Raw genomic sequence first — 21,079 nt, 5'->3', positions numbered from 1 at the left:
CGCCCGAACTCGCGGCGTCGCAGGCGAGTGAGAGTTCGAAAAGGCCAGAGAGAGGCGCAGTCGCCTGGCCTCCTTGACCTGGAGGACGGCCCCGAACCGTCTGTGTATCTTCGGGTTTCAGGAAGTCGGCGCCTGCTGCGCGGCCCACCAGGCGGCCACCTGGGCCCTGCTACTGAAGTGGAGCTTGGCTCGGATGCTCTCGACGTGGCTGTCGACCGTTCGAGGCGAGACAACGAGCTCAGCGGCGATCTTCCGGTTGCTCAAGCCTTTGGCGATCAAGGCTGACACCTGCCGCTCCCGTTTGGTCAGCGGGTTGGCATCGGCGACGGGGGAAGCCGCTGGGGTTTGCGAGCCAAGAGCGAAGGCCACAGCCTGCGCGGGGGTGCTCAGCCGTCCTCCGTACGCGAGTGCTTTCTCAAAAGCGTCCGGGCCGAGCGCCTCGACGATGTGTTCCACGCAGCGCGCGTGGTGAGTGGTGAGGAGCGGCGCCAAAGCGAGCGGGGAGATCGCCACGTACTGTCGTAGGGCTCGTGCAGAGCCGAGGAGATTCGCCGCCCGTTCGTACTCGTTCTCGGGCACCGCCAGGTAGGCGAGCAGTTCCAGGGTCTGGGCGGCCCACGTGTGGTCGTCGAAACCCTGTCCTGCTTCGAGTGCGGCCCTCAGAAGCGCCGCACTCGCCTCCCGGTCACTCCTGAGGAAGCTCTGCAGGCCCTGGACCCAGAGGGCGTGGGCCAGGATCCACCGGTCGCCGAGGGTCTCCGCTGCGCAAACGGCTCGCCGGGCGGTCTCATCGGCGTTGGCGTCCCCGGCCAAGGTCTCCGCCACGCCCAGCACGTACAGGGTGATGACGAATCCGAAGGCGTCGTCCGAGGCCTGATGCCACTCCAGTGCGGTCCGCAGCAGGGGCAGAACCTCATCGAACTGCCCCTGTTGAAACCTCAGTGTGGCTCGCAGGCCTTGTACATGGCCGCGAACCGTCACGTCGTCGAACTCCTCGCCCAGGCGGTCCGCCTCGTCGAGCCGTCCGCACGCCGCCAGAGTGTCCCCCTGCAGCATCGCCACCCACGCCGCGACCCACAGTGCCTGGGCACGGAGCGGTGAGGGCTCGGGCGCGGACCGGAGGGCCCGCTCCAACTGCTGTCTGCCTTCGCCGAGGAAGCCGCCGACGCACCAGTGATATCGCAATGCGGCCACGAGAGCCAACCTGCTCTGCGGCGCATCCGAACAGTCCAGGGCCGCCAGGAAGTCGGCGTGGCCGTTGCGCAGACGCTCCAGTCCCTCCTGCTGCCCAGGGCCGCACCATGCTGCGGCGATGCCCTCCGCGAGCGCGAGGAAATAGTCCCGGTGCTGCAGCTGCGCCCGCTGCTCCTCGCCCGATTCGGCGAGTCGGTCCCTGCCGTACTGGCGTACGGTCTCCAGGAGCCGGTACGCCGTCCGCGCACGGTACCGGCGCACGACCACCACTGACTGGGTGACCAGTCGATCGAGCAGGTACAACACCTCGTACCGGGCGATGCCGTCGCCCGAGCAGACCTCCTCAGCCGCCTCCAAAGTGAACTCACCGGCGAAGACCGAGAGCCGAGCCAGCAGCGCCTGCTCGGCGGGCGTGCAGAGGCCGTAGCTCCAATCGAGTGTGGCTCGCAGCGTGCGCTGGTGCGGTGGCGCTGTGCGGCTGCCCCGGCTGAGGAGAGCGAAACGGTCCGCCAACCGGTCAGTGATCTGATCCACGGTAAGGGTTCGCAGCCAGGCCGCGGCCAACTCGATCGCCAGCGGCAGTCCATCCAGCTCGCGGCACAGACGGACGACGGCTTCTCGGTTGGTCGCGTCTACGGCGAACTCGGGCTGCACCGCGACCGCCCGCTCCCTGAGCAGCTCCACCGCCTGGTCCGGCACCGGCAGAGGATCGACCGTGAAGAGGTGCTCTCCCGGGAGCCCCAGAGACTGCCGACTCGTCACAAGAACGCGCAGTTCGGTGGCGGCTGCCAACAGCACCTGAGCCAGGTGGGCGCAGGGATCCACCAAATGCTCGCAATTGTCCAGGAGGATCAGCGCCCGGCGTCCGGCGAGATACTCCACGAGGTGATCGAGGACGGGCGTCATGCCGTCGCCGGGCAGCCGCAACGCCGCCGCGACCGCGCCGGCGACGGCGGATGCCTGCCGTACCGGAGCGAGGTCCACCAGCCAGACCCCATCCGGAAATGCCGCGCGGGCCCCCTGGGCGACTTCCAGTGCCAGCCGTGTCTTACCCACCCCGCCGACGCCGGTGAGGGTGAGGAGCCGGGCTCTGCCCAGAAGGCGACGGACCTCGGCGGTGTCTTCCTGTCGTCCGACGAAACTCGGCAGAGCTGTCGGCAGGGTGTCGGCAGCCCGGGACGTCGGTGACACCTGGATCTCGCCCTTCCTGTGGCTACGCTGTGGCCCTGCTCTTCATCCTGCCGGGTGGAATGCCTCCCACCAGCGCTTAGTGTGCGAGATCACTGTCGGCCGCGCGCCCGCCGCGCCCTGTCCTGGCGCAACAACGTCGACGGACTGCTACCGACACATCGGACGCGCCTCGCTCCGTCACCAGCCGCACGGCCGCCGCGATCGTGCCCCTTGTCCTGGTGTAGCCGATCAATGGGCATCACCCCGAACAGCGGACACTTCTGAGAAGCGGATCTTGGGGTCTGTGGAGAGGATGTCCTCGTGGGTACTGCGAGGTACTCGGGGGAGTTCAAGCGGGACGCAGTTGCGCTGGTGGAGTCCAGCGGGCGGCGCATCTCGTCGGTGGCGCGCGAGCTGGGTGTCAACCCGGAGTCGCTGCGCCAGTGGGTCGCACGGTCACGCGCTGCCGCGTCGCCCTCGGGTGTGGGTGGTGAGGGTCCGTTGAACCAGGAGGAGCGGGAGGAACTGCGCAGGCTGCGCAAGCAGGTCCGTGAGCTGGAGCTCGAGAAGGAGATCCTTGCGCCGATGCCGCCGCCTACCCCTCTGACCGTGCCGACCGCGTCATCCAGGTCACCGCGCCAACCGCGAACGCCGAAACCGACGGCGGCACCCCGCAGCAGATCCACCCGATCACCCTGTACGGCTACGACACCTTCGGCGACCAGAGATCCGTAGACGACGCCGACGGCAACATCACCACCTATACCTACGACGCGGGACCCCGACCACGACCGCCGCCTACGACACCGACGGACGCCTCACCGCGGCCACCGACGGGGACAACACCACCACCCACTACACCTACGACCAACTCGGCGACGTGGCGCAGATCCAGCAGCCCGCCGTCGGCGGCACCACCCCCACCACCCACCTCACCTACGACACCGACGGCGAGAACCTGTCCGCGATCGACCCCACCGGCGCGGTCACCCAGACCACCTACGACGACCTCGGCCGCCCGGTGACCGCCAGTTCGGTCGTCCGCCAGCCGTCCACCACCACGGACACCACGAAGCTGGGCTACGACGAGGCCGGCAACCAAACCTCCCTCACCCTGCCCGGCGGCGAGAACTCCACCGCCACCTACGACACCGCGGGCGACCCCCTCACCACCACCGACGCCCGCACCAACACCACCCACTACGCCTACGACCTGGACGGGCGGCTCACCAAGACCGCCCTGCCCGGCCAGACCGCCACCACCTAGACCTACGACGCCGCCGGCCGCCTGACCGCCACCGCGAACCGGACGCCTCCGGCACCACCCTGACGGGGACGTCGTACGGCTACGACCTGGCTAGTAATCCCACCTCGGTCAAGAACGCCGACCAGAACACCACCACCTACGCCTACGACGCCAGTGACGCGCTGATCCAGCAGACCGAGCCGATCAGCTCCACCTCGACGATCACCACCAGCTTCGGCTACGACGCGGCGGGCGACCTCACCCATTACACGGACTGCGACAACAACGCCACCATCACCACCTTCAACACGCTCGAACTGCCGGAATCGACCATCTAGCCCAGCACCACCGCGTTCCCGAACACCGCCGACCGCACCACGACGATCGCCTACGACGCCAACGGCAACCCGACCAGCGTCACCCGCTCGGGCGGCGTCACGCTCACCGACACCTACGACGTCGACGGCCGCCTGACCGCAACGTCCGGCACGGGTGCGGAGGCCACCACATTGAGCCGGAGCTACGGCTACGACACCGACGGCCGTCTCACCTCCACCGGGGCACCCGGCGGCACGGACACCTACTCCTACGACGACCGCGGCGAAGTCCTCTCCGCCTCCGGCCCGTCCGGCAACGCCATCTACCGCTGCAACTCCGACGGTCTGCTCGCCTCCCGCACCGACAAGGCGGGCACCGCGACCTTCACCTACAACCCCGACGGCCAGGTCGACACCGCCACCGACGCGACCACCGGCTCCGCCCTCACCTACACCTACAACTCCACCGGCCAGGTCAGCGGCATCGCCACGGCGGCGGCAACGCGAGCCGCAGCTTCGGCTACGACCCCCCGCACCGCCTCACCAGCGACACCCTCACCGCTCCTGGCGGCACCACCGAGGCATCCGCCTCCTACGGCTACGACGAAGCCGGCAACCGCACCAGCGTCACCAGCGGATCCACCACGACCAACGCGAGCTACAACGCCCGCGACGAGCTCACCGGCACCAGCTCCGGCCCGGCCTCGACGACGTACGCCTACACGGCCCGCGGCACCCTGGACTCGGTCACCGGCGCCCAGGGCACCGAGAACCTCGGCTACGACGCCTTCGACCGGCTCACCACGGACGGCAGGACCACCTACACCCACGACGACCTCGGCCGCCTGGCCACCGCGGGCAGCAGCACCTTCGCCTACGACGGCACCGACGACCAGACGGTCTCCGACGGGACCGAGAACTACGGCCGCGGACCGGACGGCGAACCCCTGGCGTCAGCGGCCCCGGCGGCGCGTCCCTCGCCTACACCAACCAGCACGGCGACCTCACCAGCATCTTCACCGCGACCGGCACCAGCCTTGCCGGCTCCACCGCCTACGACCCCTACGGTCAGACCACCGCCACCAGCGGCACTCAGCACGACCTCGGCTATCAGGGCGGCTGGACCGATCCCGGCTCCCACCGCGTCGCCACCGCCAGCCGCTGGTACGACCCGTCGACAGGTGACTTCACCAGCCACGACGGCACCAGCCAGACACCCGTCCCGTCCGTCAATGCCAACGCCTTCGCCTACGGCGACGACGACCCGCTGACCAACGCCGACCCCTCGGGCGACAGCTCCTGCCAGACGTCCGACGCGTCCTATCGCACGTACCACTCGTACACGGGCGGCTCATCCGGCGGTTACGGAGGCTTGTACGGGCACAGCTCGCCGTCGTACTCCCACAGTTCCTCCAGCTCCCGCCATCACAGCTCCCACCGCAGCTCCGGGGGCAACTACAGCAACGAGATCGCCGCGGCCCAGCGCAGATCGCCGGCGCCATCTCCAGTCAGTACTCGTCATTCTGGGGCCCCCTCTACGAGATTGAGGAGGAGGCGGAGCTCGAGGCAGAGATCTACATACTGGAGCAGCAGCGGTACGCCAAGTCCTGGGAGATCGAGGAGGAAGAGGAAGCCTGGCTGGATGGCGAGGCCGCCAGCTACAACAGTTGCAACGTCAGCGCGGTGAACCGTTCGGGTTCGGTGGAGAGCTGGGATGTCACGCGCTGACGGGTTCGTTGGCGCGGGTGTGCTGGTGATGGTAGGCGGTTTCGTACTCGGCTGGTGATGTGTGGCCGAGAGCCCCGTGGAGTCGGTGATGGTTGTACCAGTCGATCCACTCGGCGGTGGCGAACTCGACGTCCGTGAAGGACTTCCACGGTCCGCGGCGGTTGATCAGCTCGGTCTTGAACAGGTCGATGGTGGACTCGGCGAGGGCGTCGTCGTACGCATCGGCGACACTGCCGACCGAGGGGGCGATGCCGGCGTGGGCCAGGCGCTCGGTGAAGGCGATCGAGGTGTGCATCCTTCCAAGGATCAGCGCCCTCCACCGAACCCGGAACGGTTCACGGTGGTGACAGGCAACGTGAGACCGCACGAACTTTCCACATTTACAACGGAGTTGGCGCTTCACGCTATGGAAAACCTATGTACTGTTTGTCACTTGACTCAACTGGAGATGGACTGGCCGAGTGTTCAACTGTCGTGAGTAAAGTGCGGTCATGAAAGATCGGAAAGCGGTCCTCCGCTTCGGATCCCGGTCTGCCGTGCGCCTCGCCGACCTCGCGCTGCTCGTGAGAGCGCCGGCCGCGTTGAGTGTCCCCGGCGACGTGATCGCGGGAGCGGCCGCCGCCGGACGCCCGACCGGCGCCCGCACTCTCGGAATCATCGGATCCTCTGTGTGCCTCTACTGGGCCGGAATGGCCCTCAACGACTACGCCGACGCCACCGTCGACGCCGTGGAACGCCCCGAGCGCCCGGTGCCCTCGGGGCGCGTACCGCGCCGTGCCGCGCTCGCCGTGGCCGGCGGACTCACCGCTGCGGGCCTCGGCCTCGCCGCCGCGGCGGGCGGTCGCCGCAGCCTGCTGGGGGCGCTCCCCTTGGCGGGTCTGGTCTGGGCGTACAACCTGAAGCTCAAGTCCACCCCGGCGGGCGCGGTCGCCATGGCGGGAGCCCGCACTCTGGACGTCCTGGCCGGAGCACTCGTCCCCGGCCCGGGTGCCCATTCGACTGCCGAGGCGCTGCGGCGCAGCGCCGTACCCGCCGCACTGGTCGGCATCCACACCGGCACACTGATGGCCCTCAGCCGCCACGAGATCTCGGGTGCCCCGGCGCGCGTGCCGGCCTCGACGCTCGCCGTCTCGGCGGCCACCGCACTGGCCACGGCGCTCCCGGCCAAGGCCCGCGCCACAAACGCGAAGCCGCGCGCCGGCCTCGCCGCCGCCGGCGCCCTCGCCTACCTCGGCACCTATGGATCCGCCCAGGCCCGCGCCGTGCAGGAGCCCTCGGGGGAGAACGTGCGGCGGGCTGTGGGCGCCGGGATCCTCGGGCTGATGCCCCTGCAGGCGGCACTGACCGCGCGGGGCGGGGCGCCCGCCCTCGCCGCGGCGCTCGGCATCCTCCACCCTCTAGCTGGGCGGTTGGCCCGCCGTGTATCCCCCACCTGAGACCCACCACCTCCCTGTGAGGACCAACACCTTGAGCCCTCTCCCCGCCCCCCTCAGTTTCGGTTACGGCACCAACGGCTTCACCCAGCACCGGCTGGCCGACGTCCTCGCCGTCCTCGCCGACCTGGGCTACGACGGAGTCGCCCTCACCCTCGACCACATCCACCTCGACCCGTACGCCGACGACCTGTCCCGACGCGTGAGCGTGCTGGCCGGGCAACTCGCCCGGCACGGCCTCGACATCACGGTGGAGACCGGCGCGCCCTACTTCCTCGACCCTTCGGGCAAACACCTGCCGACGCTGATGTCGGACGGCGCCGAGGCGAGGACCGACCTGCTGCGGCGCGCCCTGCGCATCGCCGCCGACCTCGGCTCGCCCACCGTCCACCTGTGCAGCGGGCCCGCGCCGAACGGGCTGCCCGAGCAGGACGCGTGGAAGCGGCTCGCCGCCGGGATCGAGGCCCTGCTGCCGACGGCGGAGACGTACGGCGTGGCGCTGGCCTTCGAACCCGAACCGTACATGTTCGTCGACACCGTGGAACGGTGCCTGCACCTCGCCGAACTCGTCGACGGGCACGAACTGTTCGGGATCACCCTGGACATCGGCCACGCGCACTGCGTCGAGGAACGGCCGGTCCTCGACTGCGTGCGCCAGGCCGCGCCGAGGCTGCGCAACGTGCAGATCGAGGACATGCGGCGCGGTGTCCACCACCATCTCGAATTCGGCTCCGGCGAGATCGACTTCCCGCCCGTGCTCGCCGCCCTGCGCGACCTTCGGCACCAGGGGCTGGTGTCCGTCGAGATCCAGGGCGGGTCGCTCGACGCCCCCGACATCGCCCGACGTTCGATCGAGTTCCTGCGCGCGGCATCGGCCTGACAGCCGACCTCTCCCCAGCGAACTCCTCTTGTCTTCTGCGAAGGTTGCCATGAGTGTCGCCGACCCTTTCCCTCCCACCCCGGCCGTTCCGCACACCGCCCTGCGCGCCGCGTTGGACACGGCCGCCCGCGTCTGGCTAGACGAGGCCGCCGCGACGATCACCGCCGAACCCGCCGCGATACGAAGACTCTTCCCCGCCGCGCGAAGGCGCTGCGGACGGGCACGTCTCACCGAGCACTGGACCGTCGACGAGGCCGCCCGAGCCGTTCTGCTCACCGCCCTGCCCCGGACCGGTCCGGCGCTCGCCGACGAGGTGACCCTGCTCCACCGGCACGGCGACCCGGCGGAGCAGCGCGCCGTCCTGCGCACCCTCCCGCTGCTCGACCTCGGCGAACTCGCCCTCCCCGTCGTCCGCGATGCCCTGCGCGGCAACGACACCACCCTGATCGAGGCCGCCCTCGGCCCGTACGCCACCGCACACCTCCCGGACGCCGAGTACCGCCAGGCCGTACTGAAGTGCGTCTTCTACGAGATCCCACTCGACCGCGTCCACGGGGTCCACACCCGCGCCGACCGTGAACTGGCCCGCATGCTGGCCGCCTTCGCACAGGAACGGATCGCCGCGGGACGTGACGTACCGCAGGACATCCGGCCCGTGGTCCGCGCCTTCCCGGACGTCATCAGCGAAGCACCCGCCGCCGTCGAGAAGCAGCTCAAGAGCGACCTCAAGGAACAGATCTGACCGTGCGCATCTTCGACCCCCACATCCACATGACCTCCCGCACCACCGACGACTACGAGGCGATGCACGCCGCCGGTGTGCGCGCCGTCGTCGAGCCCGCTTTCTGGCTGGGCCAGCCCCGGACCTCACCCGAGAGCTTCTACGACTACTTCGACGCGCTGCTGGGCTGGGAGCCCTACCGCGCAGCCCAGTTCGGCATCCAGCACTACTGCACGATCGCGCTCAACCCCAAGGAGGCGAACGACCCGCGCTGCACCCCGGTCCTCGACGAGCTCGACCGCTACCTCGCCAAGGACCGGGTCGTCGCCGTCGGCGAGATCGGCTACGACTCCATGACTCCCGAGGAGGACGAGGCGCTCGCCCGCCAGCTCCAGCTCGCCGTCGAGCACGGCCTGCCCGCCCTCGTCCACACCCCGCACCGCGACAAGACGGCCGGTACCCGGCGCACCCTGGACGTCGTACGGGAGTCGGGCATCGCCCCCGAACTGGTCGTCCTCGACCACCTCAACGAACTCACCGTCGGCATGGTCCTCGACAGCGGCTGCTGGGCCGGCTTCTCGGTCTACCCGAAGACCAAGATGAGCGAGGACCGGATGATCGAGATCCTCAAGGAGTTCGGCACCGCGCGCGTCCTCGTCAACTCGGCCGCCGACTGGGGCCGTTCGGACCCGCTCAAGACCCGCAGGACCGCCGACGCCATGCTCGCCGCCGGGTTCGACGACGACCGCGTGGACACGGTGATGTGGCGCAACCCCGTCGCCTTCTACGGCCAGAGCGGACGGCTGGAGCTCGACCCCTGTCCTGACGAACCCGGGCGCGACGAGGACGCCACCTTCCAGGGCAACTCCATCCGTCGCGGGGGAGCGTGAACGTGCCATGCGCTTCCTGCACCCGGACGGCACCACCGTCCACCTCGGCTACTGCAGCAACGTCCACCAGGCCGAGGACCTCCGGGGCGTGATCGCCCAACTCGCCGACCACGCCGAACCCGTACGCGAACACCTCGGCGTCGACCGGCTCGGCATCGGGCTGTGGCTGGCCCGCGGCGTCGTCACCGAACTCGCCGCCGACGAGAGGGCGCTGGGCCGCCTCAAGACCGAGCTGCTGGCCCGCGGCCTGGAGACCGTCACCCTCAACGCCTTTCCGTACGCCGGGTTCCACCGCGAGGTCGTCAAGAAGGGCGTCTACGACCCCGACTGGGCCGACGAGGCGCGACTGCAGTACACCCTGGACTGCGCCCGCGTCCTCGCCGCCCTGCTCCCGCACGACACCGCCCTCGGGAGCGTCTCCACGCTGCCGCTGGCCTGGCGCACCCCCTGGCCGCGGGAGCGCGCCGAGGCCGCCCGCCGCGCCCTGGACCGGCTGACCACCGGCCTCGCCACGCTGGAGTCGTGGACCGGCCGCCGTATCCGCGTCGGCTTCGAACCGGAACCCGGCTGTGTCGTGGAGACCACCACGCAGGCGGTACGGAAACTCGGCGGCCTGGACCCCGACCGGCTCGGCATCTGTCTCGACGCCTGCCATCTCGCCGTCCAGTTCGAGGAACCCGCCGCAGCTCTGCACAGGCTCGCGGACGCCGGGCTGCCCGTGGTCAAGATCCAGGCGTCCTGCGCCGTGGAGGCCCGGGACCCGGCCGACCCCGCCGCCCGCGCGGCGCTGCGCAGGCTCGCCGAACCCCGGTTCCTGCACCAGACGCGGACGGCGACCGCCGGCGGTGTCCAGGGGGTCGACGACCTCCCGGACGCCCTGAACGGCGAACTCCCCGACGACAGAGGCCCCTGGCGCGTCCACTTCCACGCCCCGCTGCACACCGACCCCGAACCCCCGCTGCGCAGCACCGCCGACCAGCTGGGCCAGGTCCTCACCGAGCTGCTCGGCGGCCCCACGGCCGACTGCCACCACATCGAGGTCGAGACCTACACCTGGTCCGTCCTGCCCCAGCCACCTGCAGACCTCGCCGCCGGCATCGCCGCCGAACTCGCCTGGGCACGGGACCGGCTGACCGGCCTCGGCCTCAAGGAGGACCCCGCATGACCGACTCCGTGAACCGCCTCGTCGTCCTCGACATCGTGGGCCTCACCCCGAAACTGCTGGAGCACATGCCCGCCGTGACCGCCCTCGGCGAGCGCGGCTTCAGAGCCCGTCTCAACACCGTCCTCCCAGCCGTGACCTGCACCGTCCAGTCCACCCTGCTCACCGGCGAACTCCCCTCAGGCCACGGCGCGGTGGGCAACGGCTGGTACTTCCGCGACCTCGGCGAAGTCCTGCTGTGGCGGCAGCACAACGCCCTCGTCGGCGGTGAGAAGATCTGGGAGACCGCGCGCAGGGCGAACCCCGACTACAAGGTCGCCAACATCTGCTGGTGGTACGCGATGGGCGCCGACGTCGACTGGACGGTCACCCCGCGCCCCGTCTACTACTCCGACGGCCGCAAGGAACCCGACTGCTACACCTGGCCACCATCCCTGCACGACGAACTCACCGACCGGCTCGGCCCCTTCCCCCTGTTCACCTACTGGGGCCCGAACGCCGGCCTGCCCTCCACCCAGTGGATCCTGGCCGCCGCCCGCCAGGTCTTCGACGAACACCGCCCCGACCTGACCCTCGTCTACGTCCCGCACCTCGACTACGAACCCCAGCGCTCCGGCCCCGACTCACCCGCCACCTACCGCGCCGCCCGCCAACTCGACGACGCCCTGCGGCCGTTGCTCGACCACTTCGCGCGCGAGGGCGCCACCGTCGTGGCGCTCAGCGAGTACGGCATCACCCCCGTCTCCCGCCCGGTCGACATCAACCGCGCCCTGCGCCGGGCCGGACTGCTCGAGGTACACACGCAGGACGGCATGGAATACCTCGACCCCTGGACCTCCCGCGCCTTCGCGGTCGCGGACCACCAGATCGCCCACGTCTACGTACGGGACCCGGCCGACACCGAGAGCGTCGCCAAGCTCGTCGATGAACTCGACGGCGTGGAACAGGTGCTGGACGCCGAGGGCAAGGCCGCCCACGGCCTGGACCACGAGCGCTCGGGCGAACTGGTCGCGATCGCCGACCCCGACGCCTGGTTCACGTACTACTACTGGCTGGACAACGACCGGGCCCCCGACTTCGCCCGCCAGGTCGAGATCCACCGCAAGCCCGGCTACGACCCCGCCGAACTCCTCTACGACGACGAGGTCCCGGCGGTGAAGCTGCGCGCCGTCGGCCAAGTCGCCCGCAAGAAGCTCGGCCTGCGCTACCGCATCCGGACCGTCCCCCTGGCCCCCTCGGGCGTCCGCGGCAGCCACGGCCGCCTTCCCGCCGACCCCGACCACGGCCCCGTACTCCTGTGTTCGCGGCCGGAAGAGGGGAGAGAGGCGTACGCCGCGACGGAGGTCAAGTCCCTGCTGCTGGGCCTGGCGGGCCTCACCGAGAAGACCCCCGACCTCCCGGAAGGCACAACGCGTTGACCACTCACCCTCCCCTCCCCACGATCCGTCCGCTGCTCGACCCGGCCCCCGAGTACGCCAACTGGCAGTCCGGGGAACCGATCCGGCGGGTGGCGATCTGGGGCGACCACACCCCCTGGCTGATCACCCGCTACGAGGACGCCCGCACCATCCTCGCCGACCCCCGCTTCAGCGCCGACGCGAATCACCCCGCCTTCCCCCACACCCGCCCGGGAGCACCACCGCAGGCACCCGGCCTCTTCCACCAGATGGACCCGCCGGACCACACCCGGCTGCGCCGCATGCTGATCCCCGACTTCACCTTCCGGCGCATCGAGCAGCTGGACGGCGCGATCCAACGGATCTGCGACGACCTGCTGGACGCCATGACCGCGGGCGGCGCGACGGAGGCAGACCTCGTCGCGTCGTACGCGCTCCCACTCCCCACCCTCGCCATCTGCGAACTCCTCGGCGTCCCCTACAAGGACCGCGGCTTCTTCCGCGCGAAGTCCAGCGCCCTCACCAGTGTCGCTGGCAACCCGGCCGAGGCGATGGCCGCGCGTATGGCGCTCTACGGCTATCTGCGGGCCCTGGTCGAGCGGCGCGTCGGCGACCCCGCCGACGACCTGGTCTCCCGGCTCGCCACCGAGCGGGTGGCGACCGGCGAGGCCACCCCGGAGGAGGCGACGGGCATGATCTCGCTGCTGCTCCTGGCGGGACACGAGACGACGGCGAACATGTTCTCGCTGGCCGTGGTGGCGCTGCTGGAGAACCGGGCCCAGCTCGACGCCCTGCACGCCGACGACTCACTGTGGCCGTCCGCCGTCGAGGAACTCCTGCGCCATCTGACCGTCATCCATTCCGGGATACGGCGGATCGCCACGGAGGACGTCGAGGTGTCCGGGGTCCGCATCGGCGCGGGGGAAGGCGTGATCGTGGCCCTCCAGGCCGCCAACCGCGACCCGTCGGCGTACCCCGACCCCGACGTCCTCGACGCCCGCCGCGACGCGAGCGGCCACCTTGCCTTCGGGCACGGCCTGCACCAATGCATCGGCCAGTCGCTGGCCCGCGCCGAACTCCGCCTCGGCCTGTCGACCCTTTTCCGTACGCTGCCCACCCTGCGCCTGACAGCCTCGCCCGACTCCCTCGCCCTCTCGACGAGCACGGTCCACGGGGTACAGACGCTGCCCGTCGCCTGGCGGTGAACCCGCGGACGACGGCCGACGCGATCGTGGAACGCGGCGGCACGCGTCGCAGTGAAGGCGGTGCGGAACATCCCGGAAACAGCCGAAGAGGTAGGGTTCATCCTGTTCGGCTAACGGTGTACGAGGCGTTGGCCCGGTGTCCCGACGGTGGAAACCACGCCGACTGAAGGAGTGACGCGAAGCGTGGTCGCCGGAGACGGCACTTGGTGCGGACTTCGGCAGGGTGAAGTCTTTGGGTCGAGTCGGAGGACATCGGCTATGCCGGAGGAGAAGTCGCACTGTGCCGATGATGAAGTCGGACGCCGCCGCTTTCGGGGGTGATCGGCGTGACGCACAATAGACGCACGGAAGGCTGAGCGCCCCGCCTGCAGGGCCGGAAACGGGGTCTGACCTGGCTTTTCTCTCCAGGGGGGCGGTCGCACATGTTCTCGATGACCCACCACGTGGAGTGCGTCGCGATCCTTGAACCGGCCACAAAGGCCGCCTGACCTGCGAATTTGAACGGTGTGCGCTATGTGCGGTGTGGGCGTTACGGGCGATATCTTGACGCTGAAATGACACCCTCCGTACGCACTTGCCACCGCCGCCAGATCCGCCGATCCACCCCCGACGCCTCGGTCCTCCGCGACCACGCCTCCGACTGCCTGATCCCGACACGCGTCGGCGGGCCGCACGACGAACTCCGCCATCTGCAGGATCCCGGGTCAAGGTCCCGTCTCGGTGAACCGCGGCGTTTCGGTTCGGATGCGCTTCGTCACGGCGTCGGCGGCGACACGGGTCTCCGAAAGGAGTTGCGTCACACGAAGGGCACCGAGGGGAGCGACCACCGCGCCATCGCCACCGAACACCGGGGCGGAGATCCCGCCCCGGCCCTCGGTAAAAGCTCCCCGGACAACCGCGTACCCGTCCCGCCTGACCATGGCCAGGCAACTCCTCAGGGCGGCCCCGTCGGTGATCGTCGCCGCCGTACAGGCATGCAACGGCCCGTCGCAGATCTCGTCCTGGAGCGACACACTCGCCTGGGCCAGCAGCACAAGACCCGATGATGTGGCGTGCAGCGGCAGCCGACGGCCTGCTTCCATCAGCACACCCTGCAGTTCGGCCTCGCCGGGGAGGGACAGCAGACACACACTGTCCCCACCGTCATGGACGGCCAGGGTCGCCACCGTCGAAGTCCGTCGACACAACTCCGCCAGGTGCGGCCGGGCCGCTTCGATCAACTCGGAGCGCGGCGCGAGAACGCCCTTCTCCCATAGACGCAAGCAGATGTGGCAACCGCCGTCCGGGCAGCGCTCCAGGGCTCCCCAACTGTGGAGTTTGCCGACGATTCGGTAGACGGTGGCGATCGGAAGCCCTGCGCGACGGCCGATGTCGCTCACTGTCAGAGTCTGGTTGTCCCGGTCGAATGCGCCGAGGACGGCGAGCGTCCGCTCGACGAGCGAGCGATGGGAAGCGTTGGCGTGGGGGGCATACGGTCCGTTTCCTCACATCCGCACGTCACCAGTCAGCCGTGCTCGCACCGGTGATGTCTGCAGACCAAAGCGTGCTGGTGACGAGCCGCTGCCCGTGTCGTCAAGGTTCAGGTGCCACGACGTCCATGACCGCCCGGGTGCCCACCGGAGCTCAGCATCGGTTCCTGACCGGCCCCCGTCGGCCAACCTTCCGCAAGGGCGTCGTTGACCGGGGGTGTGGAGCGTTGCCCGTCGACTCCGCACCGTCGACGGCCGACCCGGCACGTCTCGCCGAGGCAGGCGACCAGGGGCGCCGCCTGCTGTCAGTTCGCCTCGCGCGTCGGCATCATCCAGTACCCCTTGCGGACGTCTCGGACTTCCTCACCGACGGGCAGTTTCGGGTCCACGTACGACCTTATCCACTCGATGGGTGCGCCGTTCTCGTCGTGCAGCGTCATGACGCACACGGACACCGGCGAGTCGAGATAGAGACCGAGGTGGCGGGAGACGATCGGCGGCGGGGTGCCGGCGTAGAGCCGTCTACGGATCGTGGTGACATCGATTCCCTCCGCGCTCAGGATCGACATCATCGGCTTGGTTCTCAGGTCCTCCAGGCTGTGGCGCTGACCGACTTCGGGTAGCTGGACATTGTGTGACACCAGGTGGGGGACCCCCTCGAAGACCCGGAGCCGGACGCACTGCCAGAGTCTGCTGCCCGCAGGGAGCCCGAACAGGCGGGAGGCCTCCGCGGGGACGACGCACACACCGACCTCAAGGAGCTCGTACCCGTACTCGGACCCTTCCTCCTCGGGATAGAAGACAGGGAGACCGCCGGCCTCGTGGTCCGGCGGAACGTAGACGGCACGGGGGCGCTTGCCGCGGCCGCGCTCCACGAGCCCCTCTTCGCCGAGGCGCTCCAGAGGAGTACGGGCGGTCACCACACTCACGTTGAACCGCTCGGCCAGTTCGCGCTCCCCTGGGAAGTCCGTACGACCGACCCACAGGCCGTCGATGATCTCGGCGCGCAACTGCCGATAGATCTGCTGCTGCATCGGGACGTCCGGGTTCAGGACGTCACCGTCGTCCACCGCCGGACTCGGGGTGTCGGCGGCAGCGGACTCGTTCGGCATGTACACGGCCCCTCCTGATCAGGTGCTCAAGCTTCTCACGCCATTATGACCGACCCTCGCTTGACTTTCCATCTTTCCCCTATGAATATGTGATTCAAGGTTTTCGGGCGCCGCGGCCCTCGCCAGGACCGGTCTGCGTGCCCACCCGAGATCGCTACCCCCTGTCGCCCCTGTGAGGACCCGCCATGACTGCACAGAGCAGGTACCGCATTCCCGACCTGCCGCTCCCCGAGTTGTTCGTCGCTCCGGAACGCCTCGCACGAGGCAGCGTGAACGCCTACCGGATGGACCAGCTTCCAGAGGGCACACAGCGGGAGTTCATCGACATCACCGCCACCGACGGGGCGTTCTCCTTCGGTCTGCTGCACCTGCCGCCGGGCCCCCGGCCTAAGACGGTCGCGGTGTTCATGCACCCCCGGGAGAACCAGTCCCGTCAGTACCTGAGCCCGTACCTGCTGGCAGCGGGATACGCGGTGTGGGGCCAGACCAGCCGCGCACTGAACAACGACAGCGACATGGTCCATGAGGAAGTCGTCAAGGACACCGCTGCCGGCATCCGGATGCTCAAGGACCGCGGTTTCGAGAAGATCGTCCTCATCGGCAGCAGCGGCGGAACCTCGCTCCTGTCGTACTACCAGTGGCAGGCGTCCCTCCCGCCCGAGGAGCGGCACACCCACGGCCCGCATGGCACACCGACCCGGTTCGCCGAGGAGGACATGCCGCCGGCCGACTTCTACATCGCTCTGGCCCCGCACGCCGGCGAGGGCATGATCATGCTCAACATGCTCGACCCGGCCGTCGTCGATGAGTCGAACCCGACGGCGATCGACCCGGCCCTCGACATGTTCAACCCGGCCAACGGCTACCAGCCCTTCCCGGAGCCCAGCAAGTACGACACCGAATGGCTCGCGACCTACCGCGAGGCGCAGCGGGCCCGTGCCCACCGCCTGGACGTGATCGCCCGCACCCTCATCGCCGACTACGAGGAGGCGAGGCAGGCCGTCGACCGTGAGAACCTCGGCTCGCCCACCGCGCGCAGGGCTCTCATGTCGCCGTTCATGAGCATCTACGGCACGGTCGCCAACCCGGCGCACACCGACCCGAGCATCCACCCCAATCACCGGGTGCCCGGCAGCATCTTCTCCCACGGCCACCCGCTGCGCGGCTCCTTCGGCCCGCTGGCGCTGGGCCGGATCCTTACCGCCCGGGCCTGGCTTTCGACCTGGAGCGGGCTGTCCGCGCGGGCCGAGTGGACACACGCGGCCGAGCACATCACCGTTCCCACCCTCGTGGTCGCGCCGATGGGCGACACCGACGCCTACCCGGAGGAGCAGGAGGAGATCTACTCCCGCATCCCGGCGACCGACAAGACGTTCACCGGCCTTCCCCACGCCCACCACTACCTCTTCCTGCTGCCGAACGCGCCGGTCGACTACAACCCGCGCGAGAAGGCCGGAGAGATCGTCACGAAGTGGCTCGGCGAGCGCGTCGACGCGTCCTGAGCCCCCTCGCCCCACCACTCATTCACATCTGGAGCCGACATGCCGTTCTACCGTTCCCTGGGTCAGGTGCCCCACAAGCGCCACGTCCAGTTCCGCAAGCCCGACGGCGGGCTGTACCGCGAGGAGCTGATGGGCACCGAGGGCTTCTCCTCCGATTCCGCGCTCCTGTACCACACCTACGCCCCGACCGACGTCGTCGCGGTCACCACCTGGGACATCGACGGGCGTGAGACGACGCCGAACCACCCGCTCAAGCCGCGTCTGGTGCACACCCACAAGGTGGACGAGGGCGGTGACGCGGTCACCGGCCGCCGCCTGCTCGCCAGCAACGAGGACGTGCGGGTCAGCTATGTCGTCGCCGACCAGCCCAGCCCCCTCTACCGCAACGCCATGGGCGACGAGATGTACTTCGTCGAGTCCGGCACCGCCCGCGTCGAGACCGTCTTCGGCGCGCTGGAGGTCGGCCCCCGTGACTTCGTGATCATGCCGACCTCGGCCACTCACCGCTGGGTTCCCACGGGAGACGAGCCCGTACGCCTCCTCATCGCGGAGTCGAACGGCGGCATCCGTCCCCCGAAGCGCTACGTGTCCAAGAGCGGCCAGTTCCTGGAGCACTCTCCCTACTGCGAGCGCGACCTGCGCGGCCCCGCCGAGCCCCTGATCGTCGAGGGCGACGATGTCGACGTGTACGTGCGCCACCGGGCCGGCGGCACCATCTACACCTACGCCCACCACCCGTTCGACGTCGTCGGCTGGGACGGCCACCTCTACCCGTACGCGTTCAACATGGACGACTACGAGCCGATCATCGGCCGGATCCACCAGCCGCCGCCCACGTTCCAGGCCTTCGAGGCGCCGGGCTTCGTGATCTGCTCCTTCGTCCCGCACAAGGTCGAGTACCACCCGGACGCGGTGATCGTCCCCTACAACCACGCCAACGTCGACTCCGACGAACTGATGTTCTACGTGGACGCGGCGGGCGGGGCACGGGCTGGGCACGGCATCGACGCGGGCACGATCACCTGGCACCCCGCCGGCTTCATCCACGGACCGCACACGAACGAACTGGAGATGGCCGTCCAGGCGTACAACGCCGGGATGATCGAGATCAAGAACATGCGCGCCGTCATGATCGACACCTTCCGGCCGCTCGAACTCGGCGAAGCCTCGCTGGCCAGCGAGGACTCCGACTACCTCGCCACCTGGCGCAACGCCTGAAAAGGAGCAATTCCGTGCAGGCCGATCAAATCCTCCGCAGTCTCAACACCCCGCTGACCGCACCCGCCTACCCGTTCCCCTCTATGACCCCGTGGATCGACCGGGAGTACCTCAACATCGTCTACCGCACCGACCCCGAGGCGCTGCGGGCCATCGTGCCCGAGCCGCTGACGGTCGGCGAGCCGCTAGTGCGCTTCGAGGTCATGCACATGGGTGACGTGAGCGCCTTCGGCCCCTACACGGAGGCCGGCATCGCGATCCCGGTGGACTTCGAGGGCGAGCAGGGCGAGTACCTGCACTCCATGTACCTGGACAACTTCCCGGCCACAGCCGGCGGTCGGGAGCTGTCCGCCTATCCCAAGGTGATGGGCAAGCCCAGCCTCTACGTCGACCACGGCACGCTCGTGGGCACCCTCGACTTCGGATCCCTGCGGGTGGCCACCGCGACCATGGGATACAAGCACCAGGTACTCGACAAGGAAGAGGCCCGCCGCCAGATCAGCGTGCCGACCTTCATGGTGAAGATCATTCCTGGCTACGACGGCAGGCCCATCGTCTCCGACCTGGTCCGTACCCAGATCACCGAGGTCACGGTCAAGGAGGCCTGGACAGGGCCGGCCCGCCTGCAGCTCTTCCAGCACGCGCTCGCTCCGCTGGCGGACCTGCCGGTGCTGGAGGTCGTCTCGGCCAGCCACATCAACACCGACCTGTCCCTCGCCCCCGCCAAGCCCGTCTACAGCTACCTCGACCACGTTCAGCGCCCGTAGGAAGACTCCACGATGACATCCGACGCTCTGCTTGGCAGGGCCGCCTCCAAGAGCGGCCTCTACCTCCGTCGCTCTGGCCTCCCGGAGGGACCTGTACTGGTGCTTCTCCACGGCGGGCTCGGGAACGGCGACGTCTGGCAGGGCGTCGAGGTGGTTCTGGCGGAACGCTGGCCGGGCAGCTGGCTGGTCCCCGACCTGCCCGGCCACGGCCGCTCCACCCGGCTGCCCCACTACAGCTACGGCCTGATGGCCGCACAGGTCGCGCAGGCCGTGACCGAACACGTCACGCCGGGCACGCCGGTGCACGTCCTCGGGCACTCGCTCGGCGGTGTCGTCGGGCTGACCCTGGCCAGCGGGTGGTTCGGCATAGACGTGTCCACAGTCTGCGCCATCGGCACCAAGCCCTTGTGGACCGAGGACGAGGTGGCCATGACGGCGGCCGCGGCGGCGGCACCGGCACCGGTGTTCCCCACCCGGGACGACGCCGTGCGGTTCGTCCTCGCGGTCGCCGCCATGGGCGACGCCGTCGACCCCGCGTCGCCGTTGTGCGACCGCCTGGTGATCGGCGACGGGGATCAGTGGGAGCCCGTGACCGACCCCGCGTCCCTAGGGGTCGGAGCACCCGATCTGCCCGGCCTGCTCGCCGCGTCCCGAGCCCGGGAAGTCCTGCTGGCCGCCGGCGAACACGATCCGCTGTGCCCGCCGTCCGACCTGCTGAAAACGCGCCCCGCGGCGACCGTCCTGCCCGGTGCGGGCCACTACCCCCACGTCCAGAGTCCCGAGTCCGTCTGGCCCCTCCTGGAGAACCTGCTCCTCCTGGCCTGACCGGCCCTCAACCATCCCTAAGGAAAAACATGTCCAGTCACCGGATCGGCCTGCTGGTGCCGAGTTCCAACACCACGATGGAGACGGAGATCCCCGAGATCCTCCGTCGCCAGAGCGCGCTGACGGGTGATCAGTTCACCTTCCACGCGAGCCGCATGCGGATGAAGACCGTCGAGAAGAGCGAACTGGCCGCGATGAACGCCGACGCCGGCCGGGCGGCGATCGAACTCGCCGACGCGCAGGTCGAGGTGATGGCCTACGCCTGCCTCGTCGCGATCATGTCCCAGGGCAACGGCGTCCACCGCGGCATCGAAGAGGACCTCACCCGCACCGCCGCCGACAACGGCTGCGCCGTGGACGTCCTCTCCAGCGCCGGCGCGCTGGTCGAGGGCCTGCACCACCTCGGCGCCCGCAAGGTCTCCATCGTCACCCCGTACATGAAGCCCCTCACCGCGCTGGTGGCCGGCTACATCGAGTCCGAGGGCATCGAGGTCCAGGACTCCATCAGCCTCGAAGTCGACGACAACCTCGCCGTCGGCCGACTCGACCCGTCCCGCCTGCCGGACATCGCGGCCGACCTCGACACCCGCGGTGTGGACGCCGTGGTCCTCTCCGCCTGCGTCCAGATGCCGTCCCTCCCCGCGATCCCCGCCGCGGAGAAGCGCCTCGGCCTGCCCATCGTCACGGCGGCCGCGGCCACCTCGTGGAAGGTCCTGCGCACCCTCGGCCTGGAGACCGTCGCCGACGGCGCCGGGGCACTGCTCAAGAAGAACTGACGACCGGCCGGGCACCCAGGTGCCCGGCCGTTCACGGATCTCCTCCCCGCACCGTGCGCGCCCCCGT

19 protein-coding genes and 3 pseudogenes are annotated in these 21,079 nt (G+C 69.5%); 17 read left to right on the top strand and 5 right to left on the bottom strand.

The features are described 5' to 3' along the window. Positions 1 to 117: 117 nt before the first annotated feature. Entirely contained in the window at positions 118 to 2,385 is a 2,268-nt protein-coding gene (locus IEZ11_RS24455; protein WP_229713318.1) for a helix-turn-helix transcriptional regulator, read from the bottom strand. A gap of 300 nt (positions 2,386 to 2,685) precedes the next feature. Here IEZ11_RS24455 and IEZ11_RS52500 point away from each other — a divergent pair, with 300 nt between their 5' ends. The 5 genes and pseudogenes from IEZ11_RS52500 (at position 2,686) to IEZ11_RS52835 (ending at position 5,614) form a co-directional block, all read left to right on the top strand. Continuing rightward, a complete protein-coding gene (locus IEZ11_RS52500) occupies positions 2,686 to 3,099 on the top strand; it encodes a transposase (protein WP_189265001.1) in 414 nt (137 codons plus the stop codon). After that, positions 3,092 to 3,631 carry a hypothetical protein gene (locus IEZ11_RS24440; RefSeq protein WP_373294968.1) on the top strand — a complete coding sequence of 180 codons (540 nt, stop codon included), beginning with the start codon at positions 3,092 to 3,094 and terminating at the stop codon, positions 3,629 to 3,631. Before IEZ11_RS52500 ends, IEZ11_RS24440 begins: the two co-directional genes overlap by 8 nt. A gap of 362 nt (positions 3,632 to 3,993) precedes the next feature. Then, positions 3,994 to 4,395 (top strand): annotated as a pseudogene (locus IEZ11_RS52845) (hypothetical protein); the annotation flags it as partial. Positions 4,396 to 4,511: 116 nt separating this feature from the next. Continuing rightward, positions 4,512 to 4,796: pseudogene (locus IEZ11_RS52840) on the top strand (hypothetical protein); the annotation flags it as partial. A 143-nt stretch (positions 4,797 to 4,939) separates the two neighbouring features. Beyond that, positions 4,940 to 5,614 carry an RHS repeat-associated core domain-containing protein gene (locus IEZ11_RS52835; protein ID WP_505996366.1) on the top strand — a complete coding sequence of 225 codons (675 nt, stop codon included), beginning with the start codon at positions 4,940 to 4,942 and terminating at the stop codon, positions 5,612 to 5,614. A 30-nt stretch (positions 5,615 to 5,644) separates the two neighbouring features. Here IEZ11_RS52835 and IEZ11_RS24420 read toward each other — a convergent pair whose 3' ends face one another. Next, entirely contained in the window at positions 5,645 to 5,950 is a 306-nt protein-coding gene (locus IEZ11_RS24420) for an integrase core domain-containing protein (protein WP_189264998.1), read from the bottom strand. A 196-nt stretch (positions 5,951 to 6,146) separates the two neighbouring features. On the opposite strand from IEZ11_RS24420, the gene IEZ11_RS24415 reads away from it, so the two are divergent. From IEZ11_RS24415 to IEZ11_RS24385, 7 genes are read left to right on the top strand one after another with little or no spacing between them, the layout of a single operon-like run. After that, the gene (locus IEZ11_RS24415; protein ID WP_189264997.1) at positions 6,147 to 7,091 is read left to right on the top strand and encodes an SCO3242 family prenyltransferase; all 945 of its coding nucleotides are present in this window, start codon (positions 6,147 to 6,149) and stop codon (positions 7,089 to 7,091) included. Between the two features lie 31 nt (positions 7,092 to 7,122). Continuing rightward, a complete protein-coding gene (locus IEZ11_RS24410; protein WP_189264996.1) occupies positions 7,123 to 7,968 on the top strand; it encodes a sugar phosphate isomerase/epimerase family protein in 846 nt (281 codons plus the stop codon). A gap of 49 nt (positions 7,969 to 8,017) precedes the next feature. Continuing rightward, positions 8,018 to 8,710 carry an EboA domain-containing protein gene (locus tag IEZ11_RS24405; RefSeq protein ID WP_189264995.1) on the top strand — a complete coding sequence of 231 codons (693 nt, stop codon included), beginning with the start codon at positions 8,018 to 8,020 and terminating at the stop codon, positions 8,708 to 8,710. Between the two features lie 2 nt (positions 8,711 to 8,712). After that, positions 8,713 to 9,579 carry a TatD family hydrolase gene (locus tag IEZ11_RS24400; RefSeq protein ID WP_189264994.1) on the top strand — a complete coding sequence of 289 codons (867 nt, stop codon included), beginning with the start codon at positions 8,713 to 8,715 and terminating at the stop codon, positions 9,577 to 9,579. Between the two features lie 7 nt (positions 9,580 to 9,586). Further along, a complete protein-coding gene (gene eboE, locus IEZ11_RS24395) occupies positions 9,587 to 10,744 on the top strand; it encodes a metabolite traffic protein EboE (protein ID WP_189264993.1) in 1,158 nt (385 codons plus the stop codon). After that, positions 10,741 to 12,159, top strand: coding sequence for an alkaline phosphatase family protein (locus IEZ11_RS24390; protein WP_189264992.1), 1,419 nt, complete (start codon positions 10,741 to 10,743; stop codon positions 12,157 to 12,159). Before eboE ends, IEZ11_RS24390 begins: the two co-directional genes overlap by 4 nt. After that, positions 12,156 to 13,343, top strand: coding sequence for a cytochrome P450 (locus IEZ11_RS24385; RefSeq protein WP_189264991.1), 1,188 nt, complete (start codon positions 12,156 to 12,158; stop codon positions 13,341 to 13,343). Before IEZ11_RS24390 ends, IEZ11_RS24385 begins: the two co-directional genes overlap by 4 nt. Positions 13,344 to 14,047: 704 nt before the next feature. Here the strand turns inward: IEZ11_RS24385 and IEZ11_RS52020 are convergent. From IEZ11_RS52020 to IEZ11_RS24375, 3 genes and pseudogenes are all read right to left on the bottom strand, one after another. Further along, the gene (locus IEZ11_RS52020) at positions 14,048 to 14,563 is read right to left on the bottom strand and encodes an IclR family transcriptional regulator (protein ID WP_373294966.1); all 516 of its coding nucleotides are present in this window, start codon (positions 14,561 to 14,563) and stop codon (positions 14,048 to 14,050) included. 81 nt (positions 14,564 to 14,644) lie between these two features. Next, positions 14,645 to 14,767 (bottom strand): annotated as a pseudogene (locus IEZ11_RS52015) (helix-turn-helix domain-containing protein); the annotation flags it as partial. A 350-nt stretch (positions 14,768 to 15,117) separates the two neighbouring features. Next, on the bottom strand, positions 15,118 to 15,924 hold the full coding sequence (locus IEZ11_RS24375) for a GntR family transcriptional regulator (RefSeq protein WP_189264990.1): 807 nt from the start codon (positions 15,922 to 15,924) through the stop codon (positions 15,118 to 15,120). A gap of 185 nt (positions 15,925 to 16,109) precedes the next feature. Here IEZ11_RS24375 and IEZ11_RS24370 point away from each other — a divergent pair, with 185 nt between their 5' ends. From IEZ11_RS24370 to IEZ11_RS24350, 5 genes are read left to right on the top strand one after another with little or no spacing between them, the layout of a single operon-like run. Continuing rightward, positions 16,110 to 17,426, top strand: a complete 1,317-nt coding sequence (locus IEZ11_RS24370; RefSeq protein WP_189264989.1) for an alpha/beta hydrolase — start codon at positions 16,110 to 16,112, stop codon at positions 17,424 to 17,426. Between the two features lie 39 nt (positions 17,427 to 17,465). After that, entirely contained in the window at positions 17,466 to 18,644 is a 1,179-nt protein-coding gene (locus tag IEZ11_RS24365; protein WP_189264988.1) for a homogentisate 1,2-dioxygenase, read from the top strand. Between the two features lie 14 nt (positions 18,645 to 18,658). Further along, complete coding sequence (locus IEZ11_RS24360; RefSeq protein ID WP_189264987.1) at positions 18,659 to 19,411, top strand: acetoacetate decarboxylase; 753 nt, start codon at positions 18,659 to 18,661, stop codon at positions 19,409 to 19,411. 12 nt (positions 19,412 to 19,423) lie between these two features. Continuing rightward, positions 19,424 to 20,236, top strand: a complete 813-nt coding sequence (locus tag IEZ11_RS24355) for an alpha/beta fold hydrolase (RefSeq protein ID WP_189264986.1) — start codon at positions 19,424 to 19,426, stop codon at positions 20,234 to 20,236. A 29-nt stretch (positions 20,237 to 20,265) separates the two neighbouring features. After that, positions 20,266 to 21,012 (top strand): maleate cis-trans isomerase family protein, encoded by a 747-nt coding sequence (locus IEZ11_RS24350; protein WP_308426492.1) that lies wholly within the window; start codon positions 20,266 to 20,268, stop codon positions 21,010 to 21,012. The last annotated feature ends 67 nt before the right edge of the window (positions 21,013 to 21,079 follow it).

This window comes from Streptomyces fuscichromogenes (genome assembly GCF_014645815.1).
Classification (GTDB): Bacteria; Actinomycetota; Actinomycetes; order Streptomycetales; family Streptomycetaceae; genus Streptomyces; species Streptomyces fuscichromogenes.
Note: the sequence above shows the minus strand (reverse complement) of the source record. Positions and strands in the feature narration are given on the sequence as shown.

Coding starts and splice junctions, on each gene's coding strand:
- IEZ11_RS24420 (WP_189264998.1), bottom strand. CDS start 5,950: ATGCACACCTCGATCGCCTTCACCGAGCGCCTGGCCCACGCCGGCATC.
- IEZ11_RS24415 (WP_189264997.1), top strand. CDS start 6,147: ATGAAAGATCGGAAAGCGGTCCTCCGCTTCGGATCCCGGTCTGCCGTG.
- IEZ11_RS24405 (WP_189264995.1), top strand. CDS start 8,018: ATGAGTGTCGCCGACCCTTTCCCTCCCACCCCGGCCGTTCCGCACACC.
- eboE (WP_189264993.1), top strand. CDS start 9,587: ATGCGCTTCCTGCACCCGGACGGCACCACCGTCCACCTCGGCTACTGC.
- IEZ11_RS24390 (WP_189264992.1), top strand. CDS start 10,741: ATGACCGACTCCGTGAACCGCCTCGTCGTCCTCGACATCGTGGGCCTC.
- IEZ11_RS24375 (WP_189264990.1), bottom strand. CDS start 15,924: ATGCCGAACGAGTCCGCTGCCGCCGACACCCCGAGTCCGGCGGTGGAC.
- IEZ11_RS24370 (WP_189264989.1), top strand. CDS start 16,110: ATGACTGCACAGAGCAGGTACCGCATTCCCGACCTGCCGCTCCCCGAG.
- IEZ11_RS24365 (WP_189264988.1), top strand. CDS start 17,466: ATGCCGTTCTACCGTTCCCTGGGTCAGGTGCCCCACAAGCGCCACGTC.
- IEZ11_RS24355 (WP_189264986.1), top strand. CDS start 19,424: ATGACATCCGACGCTCTGCTTGGCAGGGCCGCCTCCAAGAGCGGCCTC.
- IEZ11_RS24350 (WP_308426492.1), top strand. CDS start 20,266: ATGTCCAGTCACCGGATCGGCCTGCTGGTGCCGAGTTCCAACACCACG.